The organism is Modestobacter sp. VKM Ac-2985 (genome assembly GCF_026967925.1).
Classification (GTDB): Bacteria; Actinomycetota; Actinomycetes; order Mycobacteriales; family Geodermatophilaceae; genus Modestobacter.
The window spans coordinates 1,517,698-1,540,141 of the sequence record NZ_JAPVBI010000001.1 but is presented as its reverse complement, the minus strand read 5'-3'; the positions used below and the strand labels follow the sequence as shown (position 1 = coordinate 1,540,141).

The 22,444-nt window shown below is 73.9% G+C and carries 20 protein-coding genes; 7 read left to right on the top strand and 13 right to left on the bottom strand.

The annotated features are described in order from the left end of the window. The first annotated feature begins 164 nt into the window (after positions 1–164). Entirely contained in the window at positions 165–1,724 is a 1,560-nt protein-coding gene (locus O2V61_RS07360; RefSeq protein ID WP_269182649.1) for a methyl-accepting chemotaxis protein, read from the top strand. A gap of 112 nt (positions 1,725–1,836) precedes the next feature. Beyond that, a complete protein-coding gene (locus O2V61_RS07355; RefSeq protein WP_269182648.1) occupies positions 1,837–2,856 on the top strand; it encodes an iron-containing redox enzyme family protein in 1,020 nt (339 codons plus the stop codon). Between the two features lie 21 nt (positions 2,857–2,877). Here the strand turns inward: O2V61_RS07355 and O2V61_RS07350 are convergent, their stop codons facing one another. The 5 genes from O2V61_RS07350 to glnA form a co-directional block, all read right to left on the bottom strand. After that, a complete protein-coding gene (locus O2V61_RS07350; RefSeq protein WP_269182647.1) occupies positions 2,878–4,152 on the bottom strand; it encodes a hypothetical protein in 1,275 nt (424 codons plus the stop codon). A 107-nt stretch (positions 4,153–4,259) separates the two neighbouring features. Continuing rightward, entirely contained in the window at positions 4,260–4,622 is a 363-nt protein-coding gene (locus O2V61_RS07345) for a CDGSH iron-sulfur domain-containing protein (protein ID WP_269182646.1), read from the bottom strand. A gap of 67 nt (positions 4,623–4,689) precedes the next feature. Next, positions 4,690–7,788 carry a bifunctional [glutamine synthetase] adenylyltransferase/[glutamine synthetase]-adenylyl-L-tyrosine phosphorylase gene (locus O2V61_RS07340; protein ID WP_269182645.1) on the bottom strand — a complete coding sequence of 1,033 codons (3,099 nt, stop codon included), beginning with the start codon at positions 7,786–7,788 and terminating at the stop codon, positions 4,690–4,692. Between the two features lie 2 nt (positions 7,789–7,790). Beyond that, the gene (locus O2V61_RS07335; RefSeq protein ID WP_269182644.1) at positions 7,791–8,522 is read right to left on the bottom strand and encodes a type 1 glutamine amidotransferase; all 732 of its coding nucleotides are present in this window, start codon (positions 8,520–8,522) and stop codon (positions 7,791–7,793) included. A 64-nt stretch (positions 8,523–8,586) separates the two neighbouring features. Beyond that, positions 8,587–9,927, bottom strand: coding sequence for a type I glutamate--ammonia ligase (gene glnA / locus O2V61_RS07330; protein ID WP_269182643.1), 1,341 nt, complete (start codon positions 9,925–9,927; stop codon positions 8,587–8,589). A gap of 186 nt (positions 9,928–10,113) precedes the next feature. On the opposite strand from glnA, the gene O2V61_RS07325 reads away from it, so the two are divergent. Then, a complete protein-coding gene (locus O2V61_RS07325; RefSeq protein WP_269182642.1) occupies positions 10,114–11,967 on the top strand; it encodes an NAD+ synthase in 1,854 nt (617 codons plus the stop codon). Then, positions 11,964–12,794, top strand: coding sequence for a 3-methyl-2-oxobutanoate hydroxymethyltransferase (gene panB, locus O2V61_RS07320; protein ID WP_269182641.1), 831 nt, complete (start codon positions 11,964–11,966; stop codon positions 12,792–12,794). Before O2V61_RS07325 ends, panB begins: the two co-directional genes overlap by 4 nt. Before the next feature lie 77 nt (positions 12,795–12,871). On the opposite strand, the gene O2V61_RS07315 is transcribed toward panB, so the two are convergent. From O2V61_RS07315 to O2V61_RS07305, 3 genes are all read right to left on the bottom strand, one after another. Next, positions 12,872–13,201, bottom strand: a complete 330-nt coding sequence (locus O2V61_RS07315) for a hypothetical protein (protein WP_269182640.1) — start codon at positions 13,199–13,201, stop codon at positions 12,872–12,874. A 205-nt stretch (positions 13,202–13,406) separates the two neighbouring features. Further along, positions 13,407–14,102, bottom strand: a complete 696-nt coding sequence (npdG, locus tag O2V61_RS07310) for an NADPH-dependent F420 reductase (RefSeq protein WP_166757704.1) — start codon at positions 14,100–14,102, stop codon at positions 13,407–13,409. 85 nt (positions 14,103–14,187) lie between these two features. Continuing rightward, entirely contained in the window at positions 14,188–14,376 is a 189-nt protein-coding gene (locus O2V61_RS07305; RefSeq protein WP_269182639.1) for a hypothetical protein, read from the bottom strand. Positions 14,377–14,551: 175 nt separating this feature from the next. Between O2V61_RS07305 and O2V61_RS07300 the strand changes: the two genes are divergently transcribed. Continuing rightward, positions 14,552–15,709: a GGDEF domain-containing protein gene (locus O2V61_RS07300; RefSeq protein WP_269182638.1), complete on the top strand. Its 1,158-nt coding sequence runs from the start codon at positions 14,552–14,554 to the stop codon at positions 15,707–15,709. A gap of 62 nt (positions 15,710–15,771) precedes the next feature. Continuing rightward, positions 15,772–17,094 carry a M24 family metallopeptidase gene (locus O2V61_RS07295; RefSeq protein ID WP_269182637.1) on the top strand — a complete coding sequence of 441 codons (1,323 nt, stop codon included), beginning with the start codon at positions 15,772–15,774 and terminating at the stop codon, positions 17,092–17,094. Here O2V61_RS07295 and O2V61_RS07290 read toward each other — a convergent pair. The 3 genes from O2V61_RS07290 to O2V61_RS07280 form a co-directional block, all read right to left on the bottom strand. Then, positions 17,027–17,836 carry a potassium channel family protein gene (locus O2V61_RS07290; protein WP_269182636.1) on the bottom strand — a complete coding sequence of 270 codons (810 nt, stop codon included), beginning with the start codon at positions 17,834–17,836 and terminating at the stop codon, positions 17,027–17,029. The genes O2V61_RS07295 and O2V61_RS07290 overlap by 68 nt on opposite strands. 18 nt (positions 17,837–17,854) lie before the next feature. Next, positions 17,855–18,277, bottom strand: coding sequence for a ChaB family protein (locus O2V61_RS07285; RefSeq protein WP_269182635.1), 423 nt, complete (start codon positions 18,275–18,277; stop codon positions 17,855–17,857). Positions 18,278–18,380: 103 nt separating this feature from the next. After that, positions 18,381–19,589 carry an endo-1,4-beta-xylanase gene (locus O2V61_RS07280; RefSeq protein WP_269182634.1) on the bottom strand — a complete coding sequence of 403 codons (1,209 nt, stop codon included), beginning with the start codon at positions 19,587–19,589 and terminating at the stop codon, positions 18,381–18,383. Positions 19,590–19,759: 170 nt separating this feature from the next. Between O2V61_RS07280 and O2V61_RS07275 the strand changes: the two genes are divergently transcribed. After that, a complete protein-coding gene (locus O2V61_RS07275) occupies positions 19,760–20,776 on the top strand; it encodes a LacI family DNA-binding transcriptional regulator (protein WP_269182633.1) in 1,017 nt (338 codons plus the stop codon). 9 nt (positions 20,777–20,785) lie between these two features. On the opposite strand, the gene O2V61_RS07270 is transcribed toward O2V61_RS07275, so the two are convergent. Both O2V61_RS07270 and O2V61_RS07265 read right to left on the bottom strand, forming a co-directional pair. Next, on the bottom strand, positions 20,786–21,022 hold the full coding sequence (locus O2V61_RS07270; protein ID WP_269182632.1) for a hypothetical protein: 237 nt from the start codon (positions 21,020–21,022) through the stop codon (positions 20,786–20,788). An 85-nt stretch (positions 21,023–21,107) separates the two neighbouring features. Then, a complete protein-coding gene (locus O2V61_RS07265) occupies positions 21,108–22,235 on the bottom strand; it encodes a baeRF2 domain-containing protein (protein ID WP_269182631.1) in 1,128 nt (375 codons plus the stop codon). Positions 22,236–22,444: the final 209 nt, after the last annotated feature.

The window sequence follows — 22,444 nt, the reverse complement described above, 5'->3', positions numbered from 1 at the left end:
GGCGGCCGGACGGGCCGCGCACGACCGAGTTGTCCCCCGGCTCAACTGCCGCCGTGACCTGCCGATGTCCATGACGAGCTGGGCCGACCGCTGCTGGGGTCCGGGCAGCTCCGCACGCCGCCGCGATGCTCGCGGCCGGCGCCGAGCTGCGATGGAGGACACGGATGAGGCGGCGCACCAGCACCCCGGTCACGAACGGGATCGACGTGGGGCACATGCCCCGCGACGTCGAGGCCGTGGAGGCCGTGATCGCCCGCCTCGACCAGGGCGTCACCGACGAACCCCAGGCACACCGGGTGATCGTCGAGACGCTCGTCCACGAGCTCGACATCGCCTACGGCGCGGTCTGGCTGGTCGCGGACGGCGGCGTCTTCCACCTGACGCACGAGTCCGGCCCGCTGGCGCCGACCATCGCTGCGAGCTTCGGCGGCCAGGCGCTGCAGATGACCGCCTCCGACGGCTACGGCGGGGAGGCGATCCGTACCAAGCGGGCGCTGGTGACGGATGGGAGCAGCGACCCGCGGAGGTGTCTGCGCTGGGCGGCTGCGCTCGCCGCGGGCGCCACGGCCGGGTGCATCCTGCCGTTGGTCGAGAACGGCCGGGTCGTCGCGCTCTACGAGTACTACAACGCCGGTGAACTGCCCTTCTTCGGTGCCCGCCAGGGCAAGTGGGACTCCCTGGGCCGGCTGCTCAGCCACGCCCGCAGGGCCGCGCTGGGCAAGGCGGAGCTGCAGGAGACGCTCGACGACCGGGTCGCGGTCACCACCGTGGTCACCGAGCTGAGCGCCGCCCGCGACCAGCAGTCCGCCCTGCGGATCGCGCTGGACACCGTGCGCGAGGCGTTCGGCTGGGCCTACGGCTCCTACTGGGCACTGGACGAGAGCGCGAACGTGCTGCGCTTCCAGCAGGAGTCCGGTTCGGCCGGGGAGGAGTTCCGCAAGGTCACCCTCACCGCCAGCTTCGCCGAGGGGGTCGGCCTCTCGGGACGCACCTGGCGGTCCCGGGACCTCTTCTTCGTCCGCGACATCGGTGAGATGACCGACTGCGTCCGCGCGCCTGCGGCCCAGCGCGCCGGGGTCAAGTCCGGCGTGTGCTTCCCGCTGCTGGTCGGTGGCCGGGTCGTCGGCACGATGGACTTCTTCGTCACCTCGACGATCGAGCTGTCGGAGTCCCGCCGCTCGGCGTTGCGGAACGTGCAGCAGCTGGTGTCGCAGCGACTGGACGTGCTGCGCCGCACGGAGGAGTCCGCGGACAACGCCCGCGAGCTGCTGGACACCGTCTCCCGGCTCCGCGAGGCCGCCGACGACGCCGGCCGGGTGGCGGAGAGCGCGGTCAGCCAGGCGTCCACGATGACCACCGAGGTCGAGGCGCTGGACGAGGCCTCGGCTGCCGTCGGCGAGGTGATCCGGATCATCTCCGGCATCGCCGACCAGACCAACCTGCTGGCGCTGAACGCCACCATCGAGGCGGCCCGCGCCGGCGAGCTGGGCAAGGGCTTCGCGGTCGTGGCCAGCGAGGTCAAGGACCTGGCCCGGGAGACCGCCAACGCGACGCAGAAGGTGTCCGACCAGATCGCCGGGATCCAGGCCAGCAGCAAGGCGGTGGCCGACGGCATCCACACCACCGGGGAGATCATCGGTCAGCTGGACGCCGTCCAGGCGCGGATCGGCGAGGTGCTGGAGGAGCAGGCCCGGATGGCCTCCGCCTTCGACCGGAACATCTGACCTCGCAGCACGCCGGGTCCCGCCCACGGACGTGCGGCCCGGCAGCAGGTGGTGCACCACCGATCGGCCGGTGCAGGTTCCGGACGGCGACCGGCTGGGCATGACCGGACCCATGCGCCTTCCCAAGCCACGGGGCCCCGTCAGTGCCGCGCTGTGCGCGGACCTCGCCGCCGGGGCGACTCTCAGCACCCGCACGCTGGCCGCCGCCGAGGGGCTGGCCGCCTCGGCGGCCGACCCGCTGACCGACGAGGACCTCCAGCTCACCCTGGCCATCTGCTACGAGCTGCACTACCGCGGTTTCGACGACGTGGACGACGCCTGGGAGTGGGACCCGGAGCTGCTGCGCCTGCGCGCTCTGCTCGAGCAGCGGCACCTGGCTGCGTTGCGAGCCCTGGTCACGCCGGTGGAGGTCACCGACGCGCCGGTGGACCAGCAGCTCAGCGCGGTGATCGCGGCCGACGACGGGCCCTCGCTGTCGAGGTACCTGGCCAAGCACGGCACCCGCGAGCAGTGGCAGGAGTACCTCACGCTGCGCTCGGTGTACCACCTGAAGGAGGGCGACCCGCACACCTGGGCCATCCCGCGGATCAGCGGGCGGGCCAAGGCGGCGATGGTCGAGATCCAGGCCGACGAGTACGGCGGCGGGTCGGCCGAGCGGATGCACAGCCAGCTGTTCGCCGGGATGATGGCCGACCTGGGCCTGGACACCGGCTACGGCGCACTCTGGGACGACGCCCCCGCGGTGGCCTTCACCTCGGTCAACACCATGTCGCTGTTCGGGCTGCACCGCCGGTTCCGGGGCGCGTGCCTGGGACACCTGGCGGCAGTGGAGATGACCTCATCGGAGCCCAGCCGCCGCTACTCCTCCGGGCTGCGGCGCCTGGGGTACGGCGAGGCGACCAGCGTCTTCTACGACGAGCACGTGGAGGCCGACGCGGTGCACGAGCAGATCGCCTCGGTCGACATGTGCGGGTCGCTGGTGGCCGAGGACCCGTCGCTGGCCGCCGACGTCCTGTTCGGTGCGCAGTGCTCGCTGGCGCTGGACGGTCTCACCGCCGAGCACCTGCTGGGCGCCTGGGAGGCCGGCCGCTCCGGCCTGCGCCGGGAGCAGCCGGTCGCCGCCCAGGTCTGACGGCGACCGGCTGCCCGCCGGTCAGCGGAGGCCGAAGACCGACAGGGAGCCGTCGTCCTCGTTGCTGGTGACGAACAGCCCGCGGGACGGGATGGCCAGCAGCCCCTCGGGCGCCTCGCCGACGGGCAGCACCTGCAGCAGCTCCGGCTCGGCGTCCCGGTCGGTGTCGTAGACGAGGACGGCGTCCCCGCGCTCGGAGGCGATGAAGGTGTAGTCGACGCCGCGCATCCGGGCGACCTCGGCGCCCTCGAACTCCGCGCCCTTGTCGTCGCTGCGCCCGTCCGGGTAGGCGCCGGCGGCCGCGAGCGCCCGCTCGGCGGAGCCACCGCTGCTGTACAGCACCGTGCCGGCCTGGTCGAACACCGTCCAGCCGCGGCCGCCGGCCGGCTCCTCGGCCAGGTCGCCCTCGTCGGCGGTGACCAGGTTGCCGCGCAGCGTCCACTGCACCGTGTCCGGCTCCCGCGGGGCGACCAGCAGGTCGTCGAAGGCGATGACGTCGTCGTCGACCGTGTCGGCGTCGGTACGGGTCACCGTGCCGGCGGAGAAGGAGCTGACCACCGTGCGGCGGGCCAGGTCGACCAGTGCGATCGCGTTGTTCTCCTGCAGGGTGACCGCGGCGATGTCCCGGCCGTCGACGTCGACGAACTCGGGCTCCGGGTCGTCGGCGAAGACCGCGCCCGGCAGCCCGGTCAGCTCCACCCGGCCGACCGTCCACGCGCTCACCGGGCCGCGCAGGTCCACGACCGAGAGGAAGCCGGCGGGCAGCTGCGGCAGGCCGCCCTCCACGGCGCCCACCTCGATGTCCTCGTCGCGCTGGTTCTCGATCGCGATCGCGGCGAAGACGCCGCTGGGGCCGATGTCGATGGAGTCGGGCTGACCACCCAGGTCGATGGTCCGCACGATCGCGCGCCGGGGCAGGTCGATGACCGCCAGGTGGCCCGAGGGCCGGGCCAGGTCGGTGGTGGTGTCGACCGCGACCAGGGCGTACCGGGCGCTGGAGGTGACGGTGACCGAGGTCGGCGAGCCGCCCACGTCGATGGCCCCCCGGTCCCGCGGCGCACTCGGGTCGGTGAGGTCGACCAGCCCCACCCGGCCGAGCTCGGAGTCGGTGTAGACGACCGTCCGCCCGTCCGGGGTGGCCGAGATGATCTCGGCGACGTCCCCTGCCACGGGGAAGGTCGACAGCGGCGTGAAGGTGCGTGCCGGTGCGGCCGCGGCCGGGCCGGCGGCTGCCAGCAGGGCGAGCGCGCTGAGCGAGAGGACAGCGGTGACGGGACGGAGCGGACGACGGAGCACGGGCCACCTCAGGAGTTCGGGTCAGGGTCGCCGCCGACCCTGGTCCGCCCGCACGGCCAGCAGGTGGCCCACCGGCGAACACGCGGTGGACCGGGGCCGACGTCCGCTCAGGTCGGCGGCCGGTGCCCGTCGTCGGACTCGCGACCGGGCTCCTGGAACAGCCGGGCCGCCGGCCGGGGACGGGACGGGGCGCTGCCGGAGTGGAACCCGGCGCGCTTGTGGGTGCCGTCGCAGAACGGCTTGATCCCGGACTTCCCGCAGCGACACAACGCCACCGTCTTGCGGCCCGGGTCGATCTCCTGGCCGTCGGTGTCGACCAGCTGGAAGTTCCCGCGCACGATCAGCGGACCGTCCCGGTAGGGGGTTATGGTCGCCGTCGGCTCGTCGGCCGGGGGCTCGTCGCGCACCCGGGCGTCGGTCACGTCGGCGGGGTCGTCGGGCACGGCGGCCGGGCTCTGGTCGGTGGGCACCGCTCGATGGTGCCCGGGACCGGCCGTGCCCAACCGACCGCCCGCCCGCCACCTCGCCGAGGCCGCCTCAGCCCTCGTCGGTGTGGCCGTAGAAGACGCGCTCCACGACCGTGCGCGCGTGCCGGGTGACCCGCCGGTACTCGTCGAGGAACTGCCCGGCGTCGGTCTCCGGCCCGTAGCCGCACGCCCGGGCCACCCCGCTCAGCTCCAGCCCCTGCCGGGGCAGCTGGTCACCCGGCCGACCGCGGACCAGGAAGACGGCGTTGCGCGCCCGGCTGGCCAGCTCCCACGCCGACCGCAGCGCGTCCCGCTGCTCGGCGTCCAGCAGGCCGGCCTCCCCCAGCGCCTCCAGGGCCGGCACCGTGCCGGTGACCCGCAGCGCCGGGTGCGTCGCGGCGTGCTGCAGCTGGAGCAGCTGCGCGGTCCACTCGACGTCGGCCAGTCCGCCTCGGCCGAGCTTGGTGTGCGTGGCCGGGTCGGCGCCACGGGGCAGCCGCTCGCTGTCCACCCGGGCCTTGATCCGGCGGATCTCGGCCACCTGCTCGGGCGACAGCCCCTCGGCCGGGTACCGCAGCGGGTCGATCAGGGCGATGAACTCCCGGCCGAGCGCCGCGTCGCCGGCCACCGGCTCGGCGCGCAGCAGCGCCTGCACCTCCCAGGTGGAGACCCAGCGCTCGTAGTACTCGGCGAACGCGCTCAGGCTCCGCGACATCGCCCCCTGACGGCCCTCGGGACGCAGGTTGGCGTCGACCTCGAAGGCCGGGTCGGGCGCGGGTTCGCTCAGCAGCCGGCGCAGCGCGTGCGCGATGGCGGTGGCCGCCGACGTGGCCCGGCCCTCGTCCGCCCCCGGGCGCAGGCGGTGCACGAACAGCACGTCGGCGTCCGAGCCGTAGCCCAGTTCGGCACCTCCCAGCCGGCCCATGCCGATCACGGCGACGTCGACCGGGACGTCCTCGACCGCCAGCCCGGTCTCGACGGCCCAGCTGCGCACCGCGGCGTCCAGCCCGGCGCGCAGCGTGGCCACCGCGACGTCGTACAGCGCCTGGCCGACCCGGAGCACCTCCAGCCGGCCGAGCAGGTCGGCGCAGGCGATCCGCAGCAGCTCCTGGCGGCGCAGTGACCGGAGCACCTGCACGCCGGCGCTCGGGCTGTCGGCTCGGGCCACCGCCTGCCGCCATGCCGAGGTGAGCGTCTCGGCGCTGCGGGGCTCCAGCTGGGCGTCGTCGGCCAGGATGCGCATCGCCTCCGGCGTGCGGGTCAGCAGGCCGGCGACGTACTGGCTCGAGCCCAGCAGCACGGCCAGCCGCTCGGCGGCCTGGCCCTCGTCCCGCAGCAGCCGCAGGAACCACTGGTCGTTGCCCAGCGCCTCGCTGACCTTGCGGTAGGCCAGCAGCCCGGCGTCGGGGTCGGCGCAGGAGGCGAAGGTCTGCAGCAGCACCGGGAGCAGGTAGCGCTGCATGGACGCCGACCGGCTCAGCCCACCGGTGAGCACGGTCAGGTGCCGGAGCGCACCATCGGGGTCGGCGAAGCCCAGGGCCCGCAGCCACTCCCCCGCCGCCTTCGGCCCCAGCTGCAGCTGCTCGCCCGGCACCCGGGCGACCGAGGACAGCAGCGGCCGGTAGAAGAGCTTCTCGTGCAGCCGGCGGACCACCCGGTTGTGCAGTGCCAGCTCCGCCTGCAGGACGGCGACCGAGTCGCCGCGGTCGTCGGGCTTGTAGCCCAGCGAGCGGGCCAGCCAGCGCAGCTGGTCGCCGGCCACCGGCAGCAGGTGGGTGCGCCGCAGCCGCAGCAGCTGCAGCCGGTGCTCGACGGTGCGCAGGAAGCGGTAGGAGGCGATGAGCGTGGCGGCGTCCTCGCGCCCGATGTACCCACCGGCGCCCAGGACGGTCAGCGCCGGGATCGTGCCGCCGGCGCGCAGGGACACGTCGGCCCGACCGTGCACCAGTTGCAGCAGCTGGACGCTGAACTCGACGTCCCGGAGGCCACCGCGACCGAGCTTGAGCTGCCGCTCGGCCTGGGCGGCCGGGATGTTCTGCTCCACCCGGCGGCGCATGGCCTGGATCTCCGCGACGAAGCCGGGCCGGTCGCCGGCCTTCCAGACCAGCGGCCAGATCTCGTCCACGTACTCCCGGCCCAGCGCCGGGTCACCGGCCACCGGCCGCATCTTCAGCAGCGCCTGGAACTCCCAGGTGCTGGCCCACTGGTCGTAGTACGCGCGGTGCCCGGCCACGGTGCGCACCAGGGGTCCGGCCTTGCCCTCCGGGCGCAGCGCCGCGTCCACCTCCCAGGCGGCCTGCCCGCAGATCCGCATCAGTGCCCCGGCCACCCGGGCGGCGCTGGCGACGGCCGCGGCGTCGTCCTCCCCCTCGACGGGCTCGGCGACGAAGACCACGTCGACGTCGCTGACGTAGTTCAGCTCCCGGCCACCGCACTTGCCCAGCGCGATGACGGCCAGCCGGCACGGGGTGGCGTCGGCCGGCTGCTCCGCGAGGGCGAGGGCCAGACCGGCGGTGAGCACGGCACCGGCGAGGTCGGACAGCTCGGCGGCCACCTCGTCGGCGGGCAGCCCGTCGCCGAGGTCACGGCCGGCCAGCGAGAGGACGGCCCGCAGGTAGGCGTGCCGGAGGTCGCGGACCCGGGCGGGGTCGGCGTCGGGTGCCGCGGTGCCCAGCCGGACGCCCCACGGCGGGTCGTGCGGGTCGGCCCCGACGGCGAACAGCAGCTGCTGCTCGAGCTCGTGCGGGCCGGGGCGGGCGGTGCGGTCCGCGGTGTCCAGCACCACCCAGTCGGTCGGGTGGGCGGCCAGGTGGTCGGCGAGGCCGGCGGAGGCCCCCAGCACCGCCAGCAGCCGGGAGCGCACCGTCGCCGAGCCGCGCAGCCGGGCCAGCAGCGCGGCTGCGAGCTCCCCGTCGGCGTCGGCGGCGTCCAGCGCCTCGACCAGCCGGGCCAGCGAGCGGACGGCGAGGTCCGGGTCGCCGGCGCGGGCCAGCGCCGAGACCACCGGCGCGGCCTCGGGGTCGGCCGGCTCGTTCCGCTCCAGGTCCCACAGCCCCAGCGCCGGGGAGGCCAGCAGCCGGGCCACCCGGGCGCCGTCGTCGAAGCCGAAGCGCACCAGCCGGACGACGGCCCGGCGGGGCACCTCGTCGTCGAGCTGCGGAGCGGCCACCGTCAACCCCTGGTGGTGGCGCGGGCGCGCACCAGGTCGGCGAACCGGGCCGCGAAGGGCGCCCAGACCTCGGCGAGGTCCGGGTGCACGGCGCTCGCGCGGGCGCAGATCGTCTCGACGTCCAGGCCACTGCTGGCCACGCCCACCGCATCGCCCTCGGCCCACCGCCGCACCAGGTCCGGGTCGGTCTCGATGTGGAACTGGAGGCCGTACACGTGGTCGCCGACCCGGTAGGCCTGGTTCGCGTACCGCGGGTTGCTCGCCAGCAGGGTCGCGCCGGCCGGCAGCCGGTCGATCTCGTCGTGGTGCCACTGGAGCACGTCCGGCGACAGCGGCAGCGGGCCGAACAGCGGGTCGGCGTCGGCGAGGTCCCGCTTGGCCACCAGCGTCGCCCCCACCTCCGGTCCGTCGGCACCCACCCGGGTGCTGCCGCCACCGACCTGGGCCAGCAGCTGGGCGCCCAGGCAGATCGCCAGGGTCGGCACGTCGGCCGCGACCGCCTGGGCCAGCAGGTGCCGCACGCCGACCAGCTCAGGTGAGACCTCATCGGCATCCAGCGACGACTGCGGGCCGCCCATCACCAGCAGCCCGTCGAACCCGGTCAGGTCCGCCGGCAGCGGCTCACCGGCGGACAGCCGCCGCTCGTCGAGCTCCAGCCCGGCCTCGCGCAACCACTCCCCCAGCCGGGTCGGCGGGTCGGTGTCGGAGGGGACGACGACGAGCAGACGGGCCATGGGAGGAAGGCTAGTTCCCCGTGCCGGCACCACCGAAATGGCCATTTCGGTGGCGCCGGGCGCGTTACAGGCCGGGGAGGTAGCGCTTCAGCTCGAAGGGGGTGACGTTCTGCCGGTAGGAGTTGAACTCCTCCCACTTGTTGCGCAGGAAGAAGTCGAAGACGTGCTCCCCGAGGGTCTCCGCGACCAGTTCGCTGCCCTGCATGGCGGTGAGCGCCTCGCCCAAGGAGACCGGCAGGTCCTCGTACCCGGCCGCCCGCCGCTCGGTGTCGGTCAGCGACCAGACGTCGTCCTCGGCCTCGGGCGGCAGCTCGTAGCCCTTCTCGATGCCGCGCAGCCCGGCGGCCAGCAGCACCGCGAAGGTGAGGTAGGGGTTGCACGCGGAGTCGGGCGAACGCACTTCGACCCGGGCGGAGTTGCCCTTGTTCGGCTTGTAGGAGGGCAGTCGCACCAGCGCCGACCGGTTGGCCCGGCCCCAGGTCGCCGCCGTGGGCGCCTCGGTGCCGGCCAGCAGCCGCCGGTAGGAGTTCACCGTCTGGTTGGTGACCGCGGTCATCTCCCGGGCGTGGGTGAGCAGCCCGGCGATGAACTGCTTGCCGGTGGTCGACAGCCGCATCGGGTCGGCCGGGTCGTGGAAGGCGTTGCGGTCGCCCTCGAACAGCGACAGGTGGGTGTGCATCGCCGAGCCGGCCAGCTCGGTGAAGGGCTTGGGCATGAACGTGGCGTGCACGCCCTGGGCCAGCGCCACCTCCCGGACGACGTGCCGCAGCGTCATGATGTTGTCGGCCATCGACAGCGCGTCGGCGTACCGCAGGTCGATCTCCTGCTGACCGGGGGCGACCTCGTGGTGGCTGAACTCCACCGAGATGCCCATCGCCTCCAGCGCGAAGACCGCCTCCCGGCGGAAGTCGTGCGCCACGTTGTGCGTGGAGAGGTCGAAGTAGCCGCCGACGTCGGCGGGTTCCGGTGCGCTGCCGTCGCTGGGCAGGTCCTTGAGGAGGAAGAACTCGATCTCGGGGTGGGTGTAGAAGGTGAAGCCCATGTCGGCCGCCTTGCTCAGCGCCCGCCGCAGCACGTGCCGCGGGTCGGCCCAGGCGGGTGAGCCGTCGGGCAGCGTGATGTCGCAGAACATCCGCGCGGTCTCGCTGGCCTGCCCACGCGAGCCCGGCATGACCTGGAAGGTGCCCGGGTCGGGCTTGGCCAGCATGTCGGACTCGTAGACCCGGGCGAAGCCCTCGATCGCCGAGCCGTCGAAGCCGATGCCCTCCGCGAACGCGGCCTCGATCTCGGCCGGCGCCACCGCGACGGCCTTCAGGTAGCCGGAGACGTCGGTGAACCACAGCCGCACGAAGCGGATGTCGCGCTCCTCCAGGGTGCGCAGGACGAACTCCTGCTGGCGGTCCATGCTCGGCATGCTCCACTCCAGTCGTGACATCGGTGTTACGTGGCCCCCAGCCTGCCCCCTGAGGGTGGCCGGGCGGAACAGGCGCCCCGGACCGGTCGTACTCCGTCGTGCATGTGGCGGGGACCACACCCACCCGAGGAGTCCCCACCTGGGCGACCGGGCGGGGTGGCGACCACACTCACGGGTGTGAGCGATCAGCAGCGGACGGCGGAGTCGGTGCGACAGCTGCGGGTGGCCCTCGCCCAGGTGGACACCCGGGTCGGCGACCTCGCGGGCAACGCCGAGCTGGTCGTCGACTGGACCCGGCGGGCCGCCGGCCGGGACGCCCACCTGGTCGTGTTCCCGGAGATGACGCTGACCGGCTACCCGGCCGAGGACCTGGTGCTCCGGGAGTCCTTCGCCCGGGCCAGCGAGCAGACGCTGGTCGAGCTGGCGGGGACGCTGGCCGAGCAGGGCCTGGGCGGCACCGCCGTCGTCGTCGGCTACCTGGCGCACACGGAGGGGGCCGGCCCCGCCCCGGTGGACGAGATCCCCACCGATGCGGACGACGCCCCCGGCGACGCCAACCCCCGCCGAGGGGCCCCGCGCAACGCCGCGGCCCTGCTGCACGGCGGGGAGGTCGTGGCCCGCTACCACAAGCGCCACCTGCCCAACTACGGCGTCTTCGACGAGGCCCGCTACTTCGTGCCCGGCACCGAGCTCCCGGTCGTCCGGCTGCACGGGGTCGACGTCGCGCTCACGATCTGCGAGGACCTCTGGGTCGAGGGCGGCCCGTGCGGGGTGGCCGGGCAGGCCGGGGTCGACCTCGTCGTCTCCCCCAACGCCTCGCCCTACGAGCGCGCCAAGGACGACCTGCGGCTGCCGCTGGTGCAGCGCCGCGCCGCAGAGGCGAACGCCCCGATCGTCTACTGCAACCAGGTGGGCGGCCAGGACGAGCTGGTCTTCGACGGCGACTCGCTCGCCGTCTCCGCCGCCGGTGAGCTGCTGGCCCGCGCCCCGCAGTTCGTCGAGCACCTGCTCACCGTCGACCTGACGGTGGACCCGGCAGCCGTGCCCGAGCGGCGGGCGGGCCGGATCGGCCCGATGACCGTCACCCGGCACCTGGTCTCCGAGGAGCCGGTGCCGGCCTACCCGGCACAGCCCGCGTCGGTGGCCGAGCCGCTGAGCGACTGCGAGGAGGTCTGGCGGGCGCTGGTGCTGGGGCTGCGCGACTTCATCGACAAGAACGGCATGCCCTCGGTGGTGCTCGGCATGTCCGGCGGCATCGACTCGGCCCTGGTGGCCGCGCTGGCCGTCGACGCGCTCGGTGCCGACCGGGTGGTCGGGGTCGGGTTGCCGTCGAAGTGGTCCAGCGAGCACTCCCTGGCCGACGCCGCGGACTCGGCGCAGCGGCTGGGCATGCACTACTCCGTCGTCCCGATCGCCCCGGTGGTGACGGCGCTCGAGGCGGCGGTGGAGCTGTCCGGGGTGGCCGCGGAGAACCTGCAGGCGCGGGTGCGCGGCACGCTGCTGATGGGGCTGTCCAACCAGCACGGCCACCTGCTGCTGGCCACCAGCAACAAGAGCGAGGTCGCCGTCGGCTACTCGACGCTCTACGGCGACGCAGCCGGCGGGTTCGCCCCGATCAAGGACGTGCCCAAGACCCTCGTCTGGGACCTCGCCCGCTGGCGCAACGCACACGCCCGGGACCGCGGTGAGGTGGAGCCGATCCCGCAGAACTCGATCGACAAGCCGCCGTCGGCCGAGCTCGCCCCCGGGCAGCAGGACAGCGACTCACTCCCCTCTTACGAGGAGCTGGACGCCGTCATCGCCGACTACGTCGACCGTGACCTGGGCCTGGCCCAGCTGCTCGAGCGCGGCCACGACCCGGAGGTGGTGGCGCGGGTGCTGCGGCTGGTCGACCTGGCCGAGTTCAAGCGCCGCCAGTCCGCGCCGGGCACCAAGATCTCGCTGAAGGCCTTCGGTCGGGACCGCCGGCTGCCGATCACCAACCGCTGGCGGGAGAGCCTGCCCAGCGTCCGCGAAGGAGCGGCCCAGTGACCGAGTCCCCTCTCTACGGCGGCACCTCCACCGCCCGGGTGCGCGTGCACCACCTGCAGCAGGCCAAGGACCGTGGCGAGAAGTGGGCGATGCTCACCGCCTACGACACCTACGCCGCAGCGGTGTTCGAGGAGGCCGGCATCCCGGTGCTGCTGGTCGGTGACTCCGCGGGCAACGTCGTCCTCGGGCACAGCTCCACCGTGCCGGTGACGGTCGAGGACCTGCTGCTGATGACCCGGGCGGTCACCCGCTCCACGAAGCGCTCGCTGATCGTCGCCGACCTGCCGTTCGGCAGCTACGAGTCCGGTCCGCAGCAGGCCTTCGACACCGCGGTGCGGATGATGAAGGAGGGCGGCGCCCAGGCAGTGAAGCTGGAGGGCGGCGTCCGGGTGGCACCGCAGATCCGGCTGCTGACCGAGGCCGGCATCCCGGTGATGGCGCACATCGGCTTCACCCCGCAGAGCGAGCACGCCCTGGGTGGCTACCGGGTGCAGGGCCGCGGCGCCGGTGCCGAGCAGCTGCTGGCCGACGCGCACGCCGTGCAGGACGCCGGCGCGTTCGCCGTGGTGATGGAGATGGTGCCCGCCGAGATCGCCGGCCAGGTCACCAAGGAGCTGACCATCCCGACGATCGGGATCGGCGCCGGGCCGGACTGCGACGCCCAGGTGCTCGTCTGGCCGGACATGGCCGGGATGACGTCGGGGCGGGTACCGAAGTTCGTGAAGAAGTACGCCGACCTGCGCGGCGAGCTCCTCCGCGCCGCCCAGGAGTACGCCACCGAGGTCCGCCAGGGCGCGTTCCCCGGACCGGAGCACTCGTTCGACTGACTGCACTCCTGACTGGCAGGAGAGGTGGTCGGCGGCCCGAGGTCGTCGTCGGCCCGCTCGCCGGGGCCGACGAGGGGTCAGCCCTCCATCGGAGGCGCCTCGCGCCCGGTGGCCCCGTCGACGACCGTGCGGTCACCCAGCGCCTCATCGAGGGTCACGGTCACCGTGTCCTGGCACGCGTCGCCCGGGTCGCGCTTCGTCGAGATGACGGTGACGGTCACGGCGTCCTCGGCGTGGACCACCTCGAACTCCGGGTCGCCGTTGCAGGTGTCCAGCCACAGGTGCAGCACGTCGTCGGCGGCAGACCACCCGACGATCGGCCGCGGCCCGCGCCCCTCGTCCGATGAGCACGCGGTCAGCAGGGCGACCGATGCCAGCGCGCCCACGACGCGTCGAACCGATCTCATCGGGCCTCCTCACCAGCCGCGCTGGGAACCGGCTCCCAGCCTCGGCCAGGGTTCCACGCCGCCTGGTGGTCGATGGCGGCTACCGGGACCCGCTGCTGGCCGAGCTCCTCCGCCACAGGAGCGTCGGTGATGTGCAGCGAGGGTGCGTTCCCAGCCGGGAACGCACCCTCGCTGCACATCACCCTCGGCCGTGCGGGGACCTGCCTCAGACGTCGGTGATGCGGACGCCGGCGTGGGCCTTGTAGCGGCGGTTGACCGAGACCAGGTTGATCGTGAGCGCCTCGACCTGGCGGGCGTTGCGCAGCCGGCCGGCGTAGACCCCGCGCATGCCGGGCAGCCGCCCGGCGAGGGCCTGCACCAGGTCGGTGGCCTCCCGGACGTCGCCGACCACCATGACGTCGCCCTCCAGCGTCGGCTGGGAGAGGTCCTCCAGCGTGACCGCCGAGAGGTGGTGGAAGGCGCCGACGACGGAGCTGTCCGGCAGCAGCGCGGCGGCCTGCTGGCACACGCTGCCCTCGGCCACGTCCAGCACGTAGGCCCCGAGCTCGTCCCAGCCCATCGGGACGACGCAGTCGACGACGACCTTGCCGGCCAGCGGGGTCGCCAGCTCGGCGAGGGTGTCGGCGTGACCGGCGTACGGGACCGCGACGATCACCAGGTCCGCCGCCCCCGCGACGTCGGCGTTGGACCCACCGCGGACCGACACCCCGACGCCGCCGGCGGCCGCATCGGCCCGGGTGGCCACCTCACCGGCGACCTCCTCGGCGCGTTCGGCGTCCCGGGAACCCAGCAGCACGCGCTGCCCGGCTGCGGCCAACCGCACCGCCAGACCCCGGCCCTGCGGCCCGGTGCCTCCGAGCACGCCGACCACGAGGTCCTCCATCGCGCGTCCGTCCGTCACGGCTCCTCCTGTCGTCCGGGCGCCCTCACGGACGCACCTGCCGACGATCATGCCCCGAGCGGCCGTGGACGGCCGAGCGGGTCGGCTACTCCCGCCCCTCCTCCCAGGCGCGGTCGGCGGCGTCGGCTGCCTCGTTCCGCTCGGCGACCTTCTCCAGGGCGTCCTGGGCCTCCGCGCGGGTGTCGTACGGACCCAGGCGGTGCCGCTCGGCACAGCCGTCCCGCGTCTCGACGGCGTGGTGCTTCAAGCAGTAGAACCACGGTCCCTCCGCCATCGCCAGCTCCTCTCGTGGTCATCCGGCCGGTGGTGTCCGACTGGGGTGCCCAGCCTCGCACCCGACGGTCGTCCCCGCCGCCGACCGACGGTTGCCTCCGACAACAGAACGGGTTCCGGAAATGGCACGCTCCAGCCGGTTCTGCTGAGCGCGCTCCTGCGGCATGCTGCTGCCCATGGCGGGGGCCCACACGCCCGGTACGCGCTGCGGCGGGGAGTCCACCCACCCGGCGCGCGATCCCCTGCGCGCGGGACGGGGCCCGGAGAACGGCCTGGTCGCCTGGGCCCTGGCGGCGTTGCTCGGGGTGCTCACGGTCCTGGGCTCGATCAACCTGTTCGTCGACGGCGCCGTGCGGGACGGCGCCGGCCGTCCCGTCTACGCCGTCACGCTGGCCGCCTGCCTGCTGATCGCCGCCGCGCTCGGGGTGCGTCGACGGGCCAGCGCGGCGGTGACCGTCGCCCTCGTGCTGTTCGGGGACCTGGTCTACGTGGTGCTCGCCTGGGCGACCGGCGACCCGCTGCGCTACGCCCCTCCCCTGATGCTGCTGTTCACCTGTCTCGTCGCCGCCTGGTTCCTGCGCGCCCGGGCGCTGGCGGTGCACATGGTCGCCGTCGTCGTGGCCTGCTGGACGGCCCTGGCCGACAGCTATCCGGGCACCGCGGCGCTCGTCGTCGCCGTGGCCGCCAGCGCCGGGTTGCTCAACGCCGCCACGGTCGGGGTCTTCGTGCTGCGCCGACGGGTGGAGCGGCTGCTGGCGGCGACCCAGGCGCTCTCCTCGACCGACCCGCTGACCGGCCTGGCGAACCGGCGGTCCCTGGTCGAGCAGGCACCGCGGATCTGGCGGCAGGCCCGGCGCGACGGCCAGCGGGTGGCGGCCCTGGTGCTGGACCTGGACCACTTCAAGCGGCTCAACGACACCTACGGCCACGCGGTCGGGGACGCCGTGCTCCGCTCGGTGTCCCGTGCACTGGCCGCCAGCGTGCGCCCCGCCGACGTGCTGGCGCGCACCGGCGGTGAGGAGCTCGTCGTCCTCGGGCTGGTGTCCGACCCCGACGAGGCCTGGCGGCTGGCCCAGCGGCTCCGGCTGGCCGTCGTGGACAGCGGACGCGCGCAGCAGCGGGAGGTGACCGCCTCGATCGGGGTCGCGCTGGCCGGGCCGGTCGACGGCGAGGACCCCACCGACGCGCTGTGGCGGCTGGTCGACCGGGCCGACGCGGCCATGTACGAGGCCAAGCAGGCCGGACGGGACCGGGTGGTCGTGGCCGGCGGCACGCTCGTGCCCCAGGTGACCGGCGGCTCGCGGCGGAGTCCGGCCGGCGGCACGACGGCCTGACCCGGACGCGGCACCGGCGACGTCCCCGGGCGGTGCGGACGGCGGTCTGCTTTCCTGCCTGCATGACCGCGACCGCCGAACGGGTGGCCCCCGACCCCACCCGCACCGTGCCGCTGCCCCTGCGCGAGCAGGCCGACGTCCAGGACCGCTGGCTGACCCAGCGCCTGCTCGACGTGCTGCCCGGGCTGATGGACCGGGCGGGGATCGACCTGTGGGTGGTCATCGGCCGCGAGTACAACGAGGACCCGGTGCTGCCGACCCTGCTGCCGGCGACCTGGCTGTCGGCCCGCCGGCGGACGATCCTGCTGTTCCACCGCAGCGACGACGGCGTCACGGCCGCGGCGGTCTCCCGGTACCCGGTCGGTCAGTTCCTCGGCTCCTGGGACGCCGACGAGCAGCCGGGGCTGACGGCGGAGGAGTCGCAGTGGGCCGCCGTCCGCCGCTTCGTCGACCAGGCCGCGCCGCGCACCATCGGGGTCGACGTCTCGGCCACCTTCGCCCACGCCGACGGCCTGGCGCACACCGAGCACGACCTGCTGGTGCGGGCGCTCGGCCCGCACGCGGAGAAGCTGGTGTCGGCCGAGGAGCTCGCCGTCGGCTGGCTGGAGACCCGGCTGCCGGAGGAGATCGCCGCACTGCACGCGCTGAACCGACTGGCCCACGAGGTCATCGCCGAGGCGTTCTCGCCGGCCGTGATCACCGTGGGCGAGACGACGGCGCTCGACGTCGCCTGGTGGATCCGGCAGCGCTTCGCCGACCTGGGGGTGGACGCCTGGTTCCAGCCGACGGTGGGGCTGCAGCGGGCCGGCAGCCCGCTCACCGACGAGCGCGGCACGGTGCTGCCCGGCGTCGCCTACGACGCGGTCATCGAGCCCGGCGACCTGGTGCACTGCGACGTCGGCCTCTCCAGCCTGGGCCTGATGACCGACACCCAGCGCAACGGCTACGTGCTCCGCCCCGGGGAGGACACCGCCCCGGCCGGGCTGGTCGCCGCACTGGCCGTCGGCAACCGCATGCAGGACCTCACGACCGCGGCGCTGCAGCCGGGCCGGACCGGGGACGAGGTGCTCGCCGCTGCCCGCTCCGCGGCGGCCGCGGCGGGCATCGACGGCGACGTCTACTCCCACCCGGTCGGGGTGCACGGGCACGGGGCCGGCCCGGCGATCGGGATGTGGGACCAGCAGGACGGCGTCCCCGGCGCCGGCTCGGCACCGGTGCACCCGGACACCGTCTACGCCCTCGAGCTCTGCGTGCGGGTGCCGGTCGCGGAGTGGGGCGGTCAGCTGGTGCGGATGGCCCTGGAGCAGGGCATCGCGCTCACTGCTGCCGGGGTGGAGTACCTGGACCAGCGCCAGACGGCGCTGATCCTGATCCCGTCGGCCTGAGCTCGCCGGCCGGCTGCCCGCCCAGGTCCGCGCGCAGCCGGCGGACCTCGTCGGTCAGGTCGGCCAGCTGCGCGCGCAGTGCGGCCTCGTCGGCGTCGTCCTTGGCCTGCGCGGCATCGGCGACCCGGCCGACGAACCAGGAGGCGACCGCCGCCGTCACGACGCCGAGCAGGGCGATGCCACCGACCATCAGCAGGGCCGCCACCACCCGCCCCTCCGAGGTGACCGGGTACTCGTCGCCGTAGCCCACGGTGGTGATCGTGGTCAGCCCCCACCAGACCGCGTCGCCGTAGCTGGTGATGACCGCGTCGGGGGCGTCCCGTTCCGCGTCGTAGACGGCCAGCGAGGCCATGAAGACGACGAGGGCCGAGATCGAGGTGACGTAGTAGGCGACCCGGCCGTGCAGCGAGACGGTGAGCCTGCGGTCGAGCACCCGGGCGACCCGGACGAGGCTGATGATCCGCAGCGGGCGGAGCAGCGGCAGCAGCACGGCCAGGCCGTCGACCCAGTTTCGCCGGACGAAGTGCCACCGGCGTTCGGCCAGCACCAGCCGCACCACGTAGTCGACCAGGAACACCGGCCAGACCGCGACGGTCACCACCAGCAGAGCCGTCCGCGCCCACCCGGGGACGTCCGGTTGCAGCACCCGCCAGGCGTAGGCGACGACGAACAGCACCGCGATGACGATCAGCGGCCACTGGCTGGCCCGCTCGTAGCGGGCCCTGATGTCCTCCCTCTGCACCCGGTCAGTCTCGCCGGGTCACTTCTCGCGCGCCTCGGCGGTCTTCTGGTCGTTGGCCTTCTGGATGGCGTCGACCAGTTCACCCTTGTCCATCGTCGACCGGCCCTCCACGTCCAGCTCCTTGGCGACGTCGTAGAGGTGGGACTTGGAGGCGTTCGCGTCCACGCCGCCCTTGGTCTCCCGGTCGGTGTCCCGGCCGCCCTCGGCCTGGGGGTCACTCGGCCCCTTGTGGTCCTTCGGCTCCCAGTGGTCGCCCACCTTCTCGTGCGTGTGCTTCACCGCGCTCCAGGCCACCTGGTTGGCCCGCTGCTCGTCGTCGTAGGACTCGGCGGCGGAGTCGTGCGCCTTGGCGAAGGTCCGCTGCGCCTTCTCGTCCGAGCGCTGCAGGGTGCTGGGGATCTCGCTCTGCTTCGCGTCGCCGCTCTTCGTGGTCTTCGGCACGGCCGTTCTCCTCGGTCGTCGGGACGGTTGACGCCGAACGGCTACCCGGCGGGGAGCCCGGCCAGTCACCGGGCTCCCCACCGGGTTCAGACGGTCCCGGCCGTCACCGGATGCCCAGCCAGCGGGCCTTGGCGAGGGTCACGGCGAGCGCCCAGTAGGCGGGCTTGCGGGTGTAGTCCTCGAACATCACGTTGGCCGCCCCGGTGCCCTCGAAGAAGACCGGCACCCAGGAGTACTTGTCGTTGAAGCCCCAGATGGTGAAGGAGTTGCAGTCCTCGACGCCGAGGCAGGCCTCCAGCGCCCAGCGGTACCAGTCGGCCTGCTGGGCCAGCTGCTCACTCGTGGGCCGACCGCTCTCCCCGATCGGCATGCGGACGTCGAGCTCGGTGATCGCGGTCTCCAGCCCGAGGTCGTCGAAGCGCTGCAGGTTCTGCTCCAGGGTCGACGGGAACGGGTACTCGAAGCTCAGGTGCGCCTGGGTGGCGAACCCGTGCAGCGGCACGCCCTGGGCGAGGAGCTCCTGGGACAGGGCGTAGTAGGCGTCGCTCTTCGGCCCGATGTCGTCGACCGCGTAGTCGTTGAGGAACAGCTCCGCCGTCGGGTCGGCCTCGTGCGCCCAGCGGAAGGCGTCGGCGATGATGCCGGGCCCCAGCTCGCTGATCCAGATGTTCTCCGGCCGGAGGGTCGGGTTCGCCCCGTCGGTGAAGATCTCGTTGGCGACGTCCCACTGCTGGATCTTGCCCGCGTAGCGGCCGACCACGGTCTGGATGTGGTCCTTGAGGATCGCGCGCAGTTCCTCGGGGGTGAACTCGCCCTCCTGCAGCCACGCCGGGTTCTGGCTGTGCCACAGCAGGGTGTGGCCGCGCACCTCCTGCCCGTGCTCCTGGGCGAACTCGACGATCGCGTCCATGGGCGCGAAGTCGTACTCCCCCTGCTCCGGGTGGATGAACTCCCACTTCATCTGGTTCTCCGGCGACAGGGAGCTGAACTCGCGGGCCAGCGCCTCGCGGTACTCCTCGTCGTAGGTGAACGGGTCGGGGTAGTCCTGCTCGAGGTGGTGCCCGCCCCCGGCGACGGCGGTGCCGATCTCCAGGTCGGCCGGCGCCACGTCGCGCAGGCCGTACCGGTCGAGGGCCTTGTGGACGCGCTGCTCGACTGCCTTGTGGACGCGCTGCTCCGCGGCCTGGTCAGGAGCTCGACCACGTTCCCCGGCGGCCGCCGGGGCGAGGGTGGCGCCGAGGAGGACGGGCAGCATGCCCACCCCCACCGCGTACCGGACGAACGTTCGGGACAGGGACTGCTGGGACCGCATGGCGCAACCTCTCGTCGGCGTCATTGCCATACCGGGAACTTCCGGAACTGCTGCGCGCACGTTACGAACGAACAGGTGCCGTGACAACCGCTCCTCGGCGTGTCCCGGTCGGCTCCGGTGGGCGCGCCGCAGCGCCGTAGGGTGAGTCCTCCGACGACGAGGAGGGGCACGTGTCCGAGACCCGCACGGTCACCATCGCGGCCATCGCGGCCGAGGCGGGGGTGTCGGTGCCGACGGTCTCACGCGTGCTCAACGGCCGGTCCGACGTCGCGCCCCACACCCGGGAGCGGGTCGAGCGGCTGCTGCGCGACCACGGCTACCGGCGTCGCGGGGGCCGGCCCACCAGCGCTGCCCGGCTGATCGACCTCGTCTTCAACGACCTCGACAGCCCCTGGGCGGTGGAGATCATCCGCGGCGTCGAGGACGCCGCCCACGCCGAGGGCGTGGGCACCGTCGTCACCGCGATCCACCGGCGGGCCAGCGACACCCGCTCGTGGCTGGACAACCTCGCCGGCCGCAACAGCGACGGCGCGATCCTGGTGACCAGCGACGTCGACCCGGCGCTGCACGCGGAGCTGCGCCGGCTGCACGTCCCGGCCGTGGTGATCGACCCGGCCGGGGTCCCCGAACTGGACGTGCCCACCATCGGCGCCACCAACTGGGCCGGCGGGCTGACCGCCACCGAGCACCTGATCGGGCTGGGCCACCGGCGGATCGGCGTCGTGACCGGCACGCCCACCCTGCTGTGCAGCCGCGCCCGCCAGGACGGGCACCGGGCCGCACTGGAGGCCGCCGGCCTGCGGCTCGACCCCGACCTGCTGGTCGTCGGCGACTTCAGCCACGAGGCCGGCTTCCGCGCGGCCACGGCGCTGCTGCGGCTGCCCGAGCCGCCGACCGCCATCGTGGCCGCCAACGACCAGATGGCCTTCGGGGTCTTCGAGGCCGTCCGCCGCGCCGAGCTGCGGGTGCCCGAGGACGTCAGCGTGGTCGGCTTCGACGACCTGCCGGGCGCCCAGTGGTCCTCACCGCCGCTGACCACCGTGCACCAGCCGCTGTCGGAGATGGGGTCGCTCGCGGCCCGCACCGTGCTGCGGCTGGTGCGGGGCGAGCACTTGGAGACCCCGCGGCTGGAGCTGTCGACCCGGCTCGTCGTCCGGGAGAGCACGGCCCCGCCGCGCAGCCGCTGAGCCGCCGGGTCAGTCCGCGGTGTCGGCGGACCGGCGGTGCCCGCCCTGGGCGTCGTCGGGGTCGGCGTGCACCGTGCGCTCCTCGGACTCGGCGAGGATGACGGCGGCCTGGACCTTGGGGTCCAGGCCCTCGTTGGTGGGGTCGGTGTCGCCCTCGACCGACTGCTCCTCGGGCAGCAGGTGCGCCCGGGTCTCGACGTTCTTCTCGGTGACGTTGGCGATCGCCTCGGGGGACGGGTCCTTCATGGAGGGCATGGGGCTGCCCTACCCACGTCCCCCGAGGCGATGCCTCACGATCGGAAGCGCTGCGGTGCGGTCTGGGCTCCGGGGATCAGCTGGCGGTGGATGCGTCGGTGTAGCGCAGGACGGCGGCCACCGGGATGTCACCGGGCATCGCCGTCCGCGGGACCACGACGACCGCCGCGTCGCTGCCCACGGCGGCGCGCAGCAGGGCCTGGTCGGCCGGGACGCGCTCGGCGTCGGAGACCCCGAGTGCGGTCATGTCCGACTCGTCCACCCCGATCTGCAACGGGTCGGCACCGACGAGGAGCTGCTCGTCGTCGACCTGGTCGGCGAGGACCAGGGTCTCGACCTGGGCCTTGCGCAGCGCCTCGACGACCAGCGCGGTGCCGGTGACGGCCAGTCCGTGTGCGGAGGCCGCCTGGACCTGCTCGACCGCCTGCGCCTGCCCGTGCGCCTCGTGCTCGGCGACGAGCTCCAGCGCCCGGAGCTCGACCGGCCCCCGGTCGGCCCCGGCGGCCCGGCCGCCCTCCTCCATCGAGACCAGGACGTCGCCGACCTCCTTGCTGGCCTTGTCGGCGAGCAGCTGACGGGCCCGGACGTCACCGGCGACGAGCACGAACCGGGCGCCGCTCTGCAGGACCAGCTGGTGGAGGTGGTCGGCCACCTGGCCGACGTTCTCCTCCCACTGGTTCTCCGCGGTGTGCATGTAGGTGTTGTGGGCCCAGCCGCCGACCTTGACCTTGCGCATGTGGAAGGTGTCGCCCTCGATGGTCTCCTCGTCCGTGGGGCGGCCGGGGACGGTGGCCACGGAGACGTCGGCGCCCACGCGGTCGGCGACGACCACCACGTGCGGCACCCGCCCGGCGAGCTGGCGCAGCACCGGCAGCAGGTCCGGGTAGGGCGACCAGCGGGCGACCGGGTCGCGCGGTACGTCGGCCAGCGCCTCGTCGAGGACGACCGAGCCGTCGGCGGCGACGACCAGGGCGCGGCCGCGCAGGGTGGCGATGTCACCACCCTCGTTGGCCTGCAGCAGCTGGCTGCGCACCGACTCGACCACCCCCTCGGGTGCGCCGCCGGCCGCCAGCTCCTCGCAGATCGCGCGGACCCGCAGCTCCACCTCGGCGTCGGCGTTCTCGGTGGTGTGGGTGACGTCAGCGCAGACCGTGGCGTACGGGCCGGGTGCGCTGAACACCTGTTCCAGGAAGGTCACGTCCATGGGACGGGGGCTCCTTCGATGTGGTCGGCGTGTACGGACGGGGCCGGGTCTGGGCCCCGATCCGTGCGTCGTCGCGGCCTACCCACCGGTCCGGCCGTCTCACACCCGGTGTGTCAGCCCGCGCCGCCTGGGTAGCAGAAGGACCCTCCTGCCCCCACCACTCGCCGGCTCGCGGCGGGACCCTGCAGGAGGGCCGAGGAGCACAACAG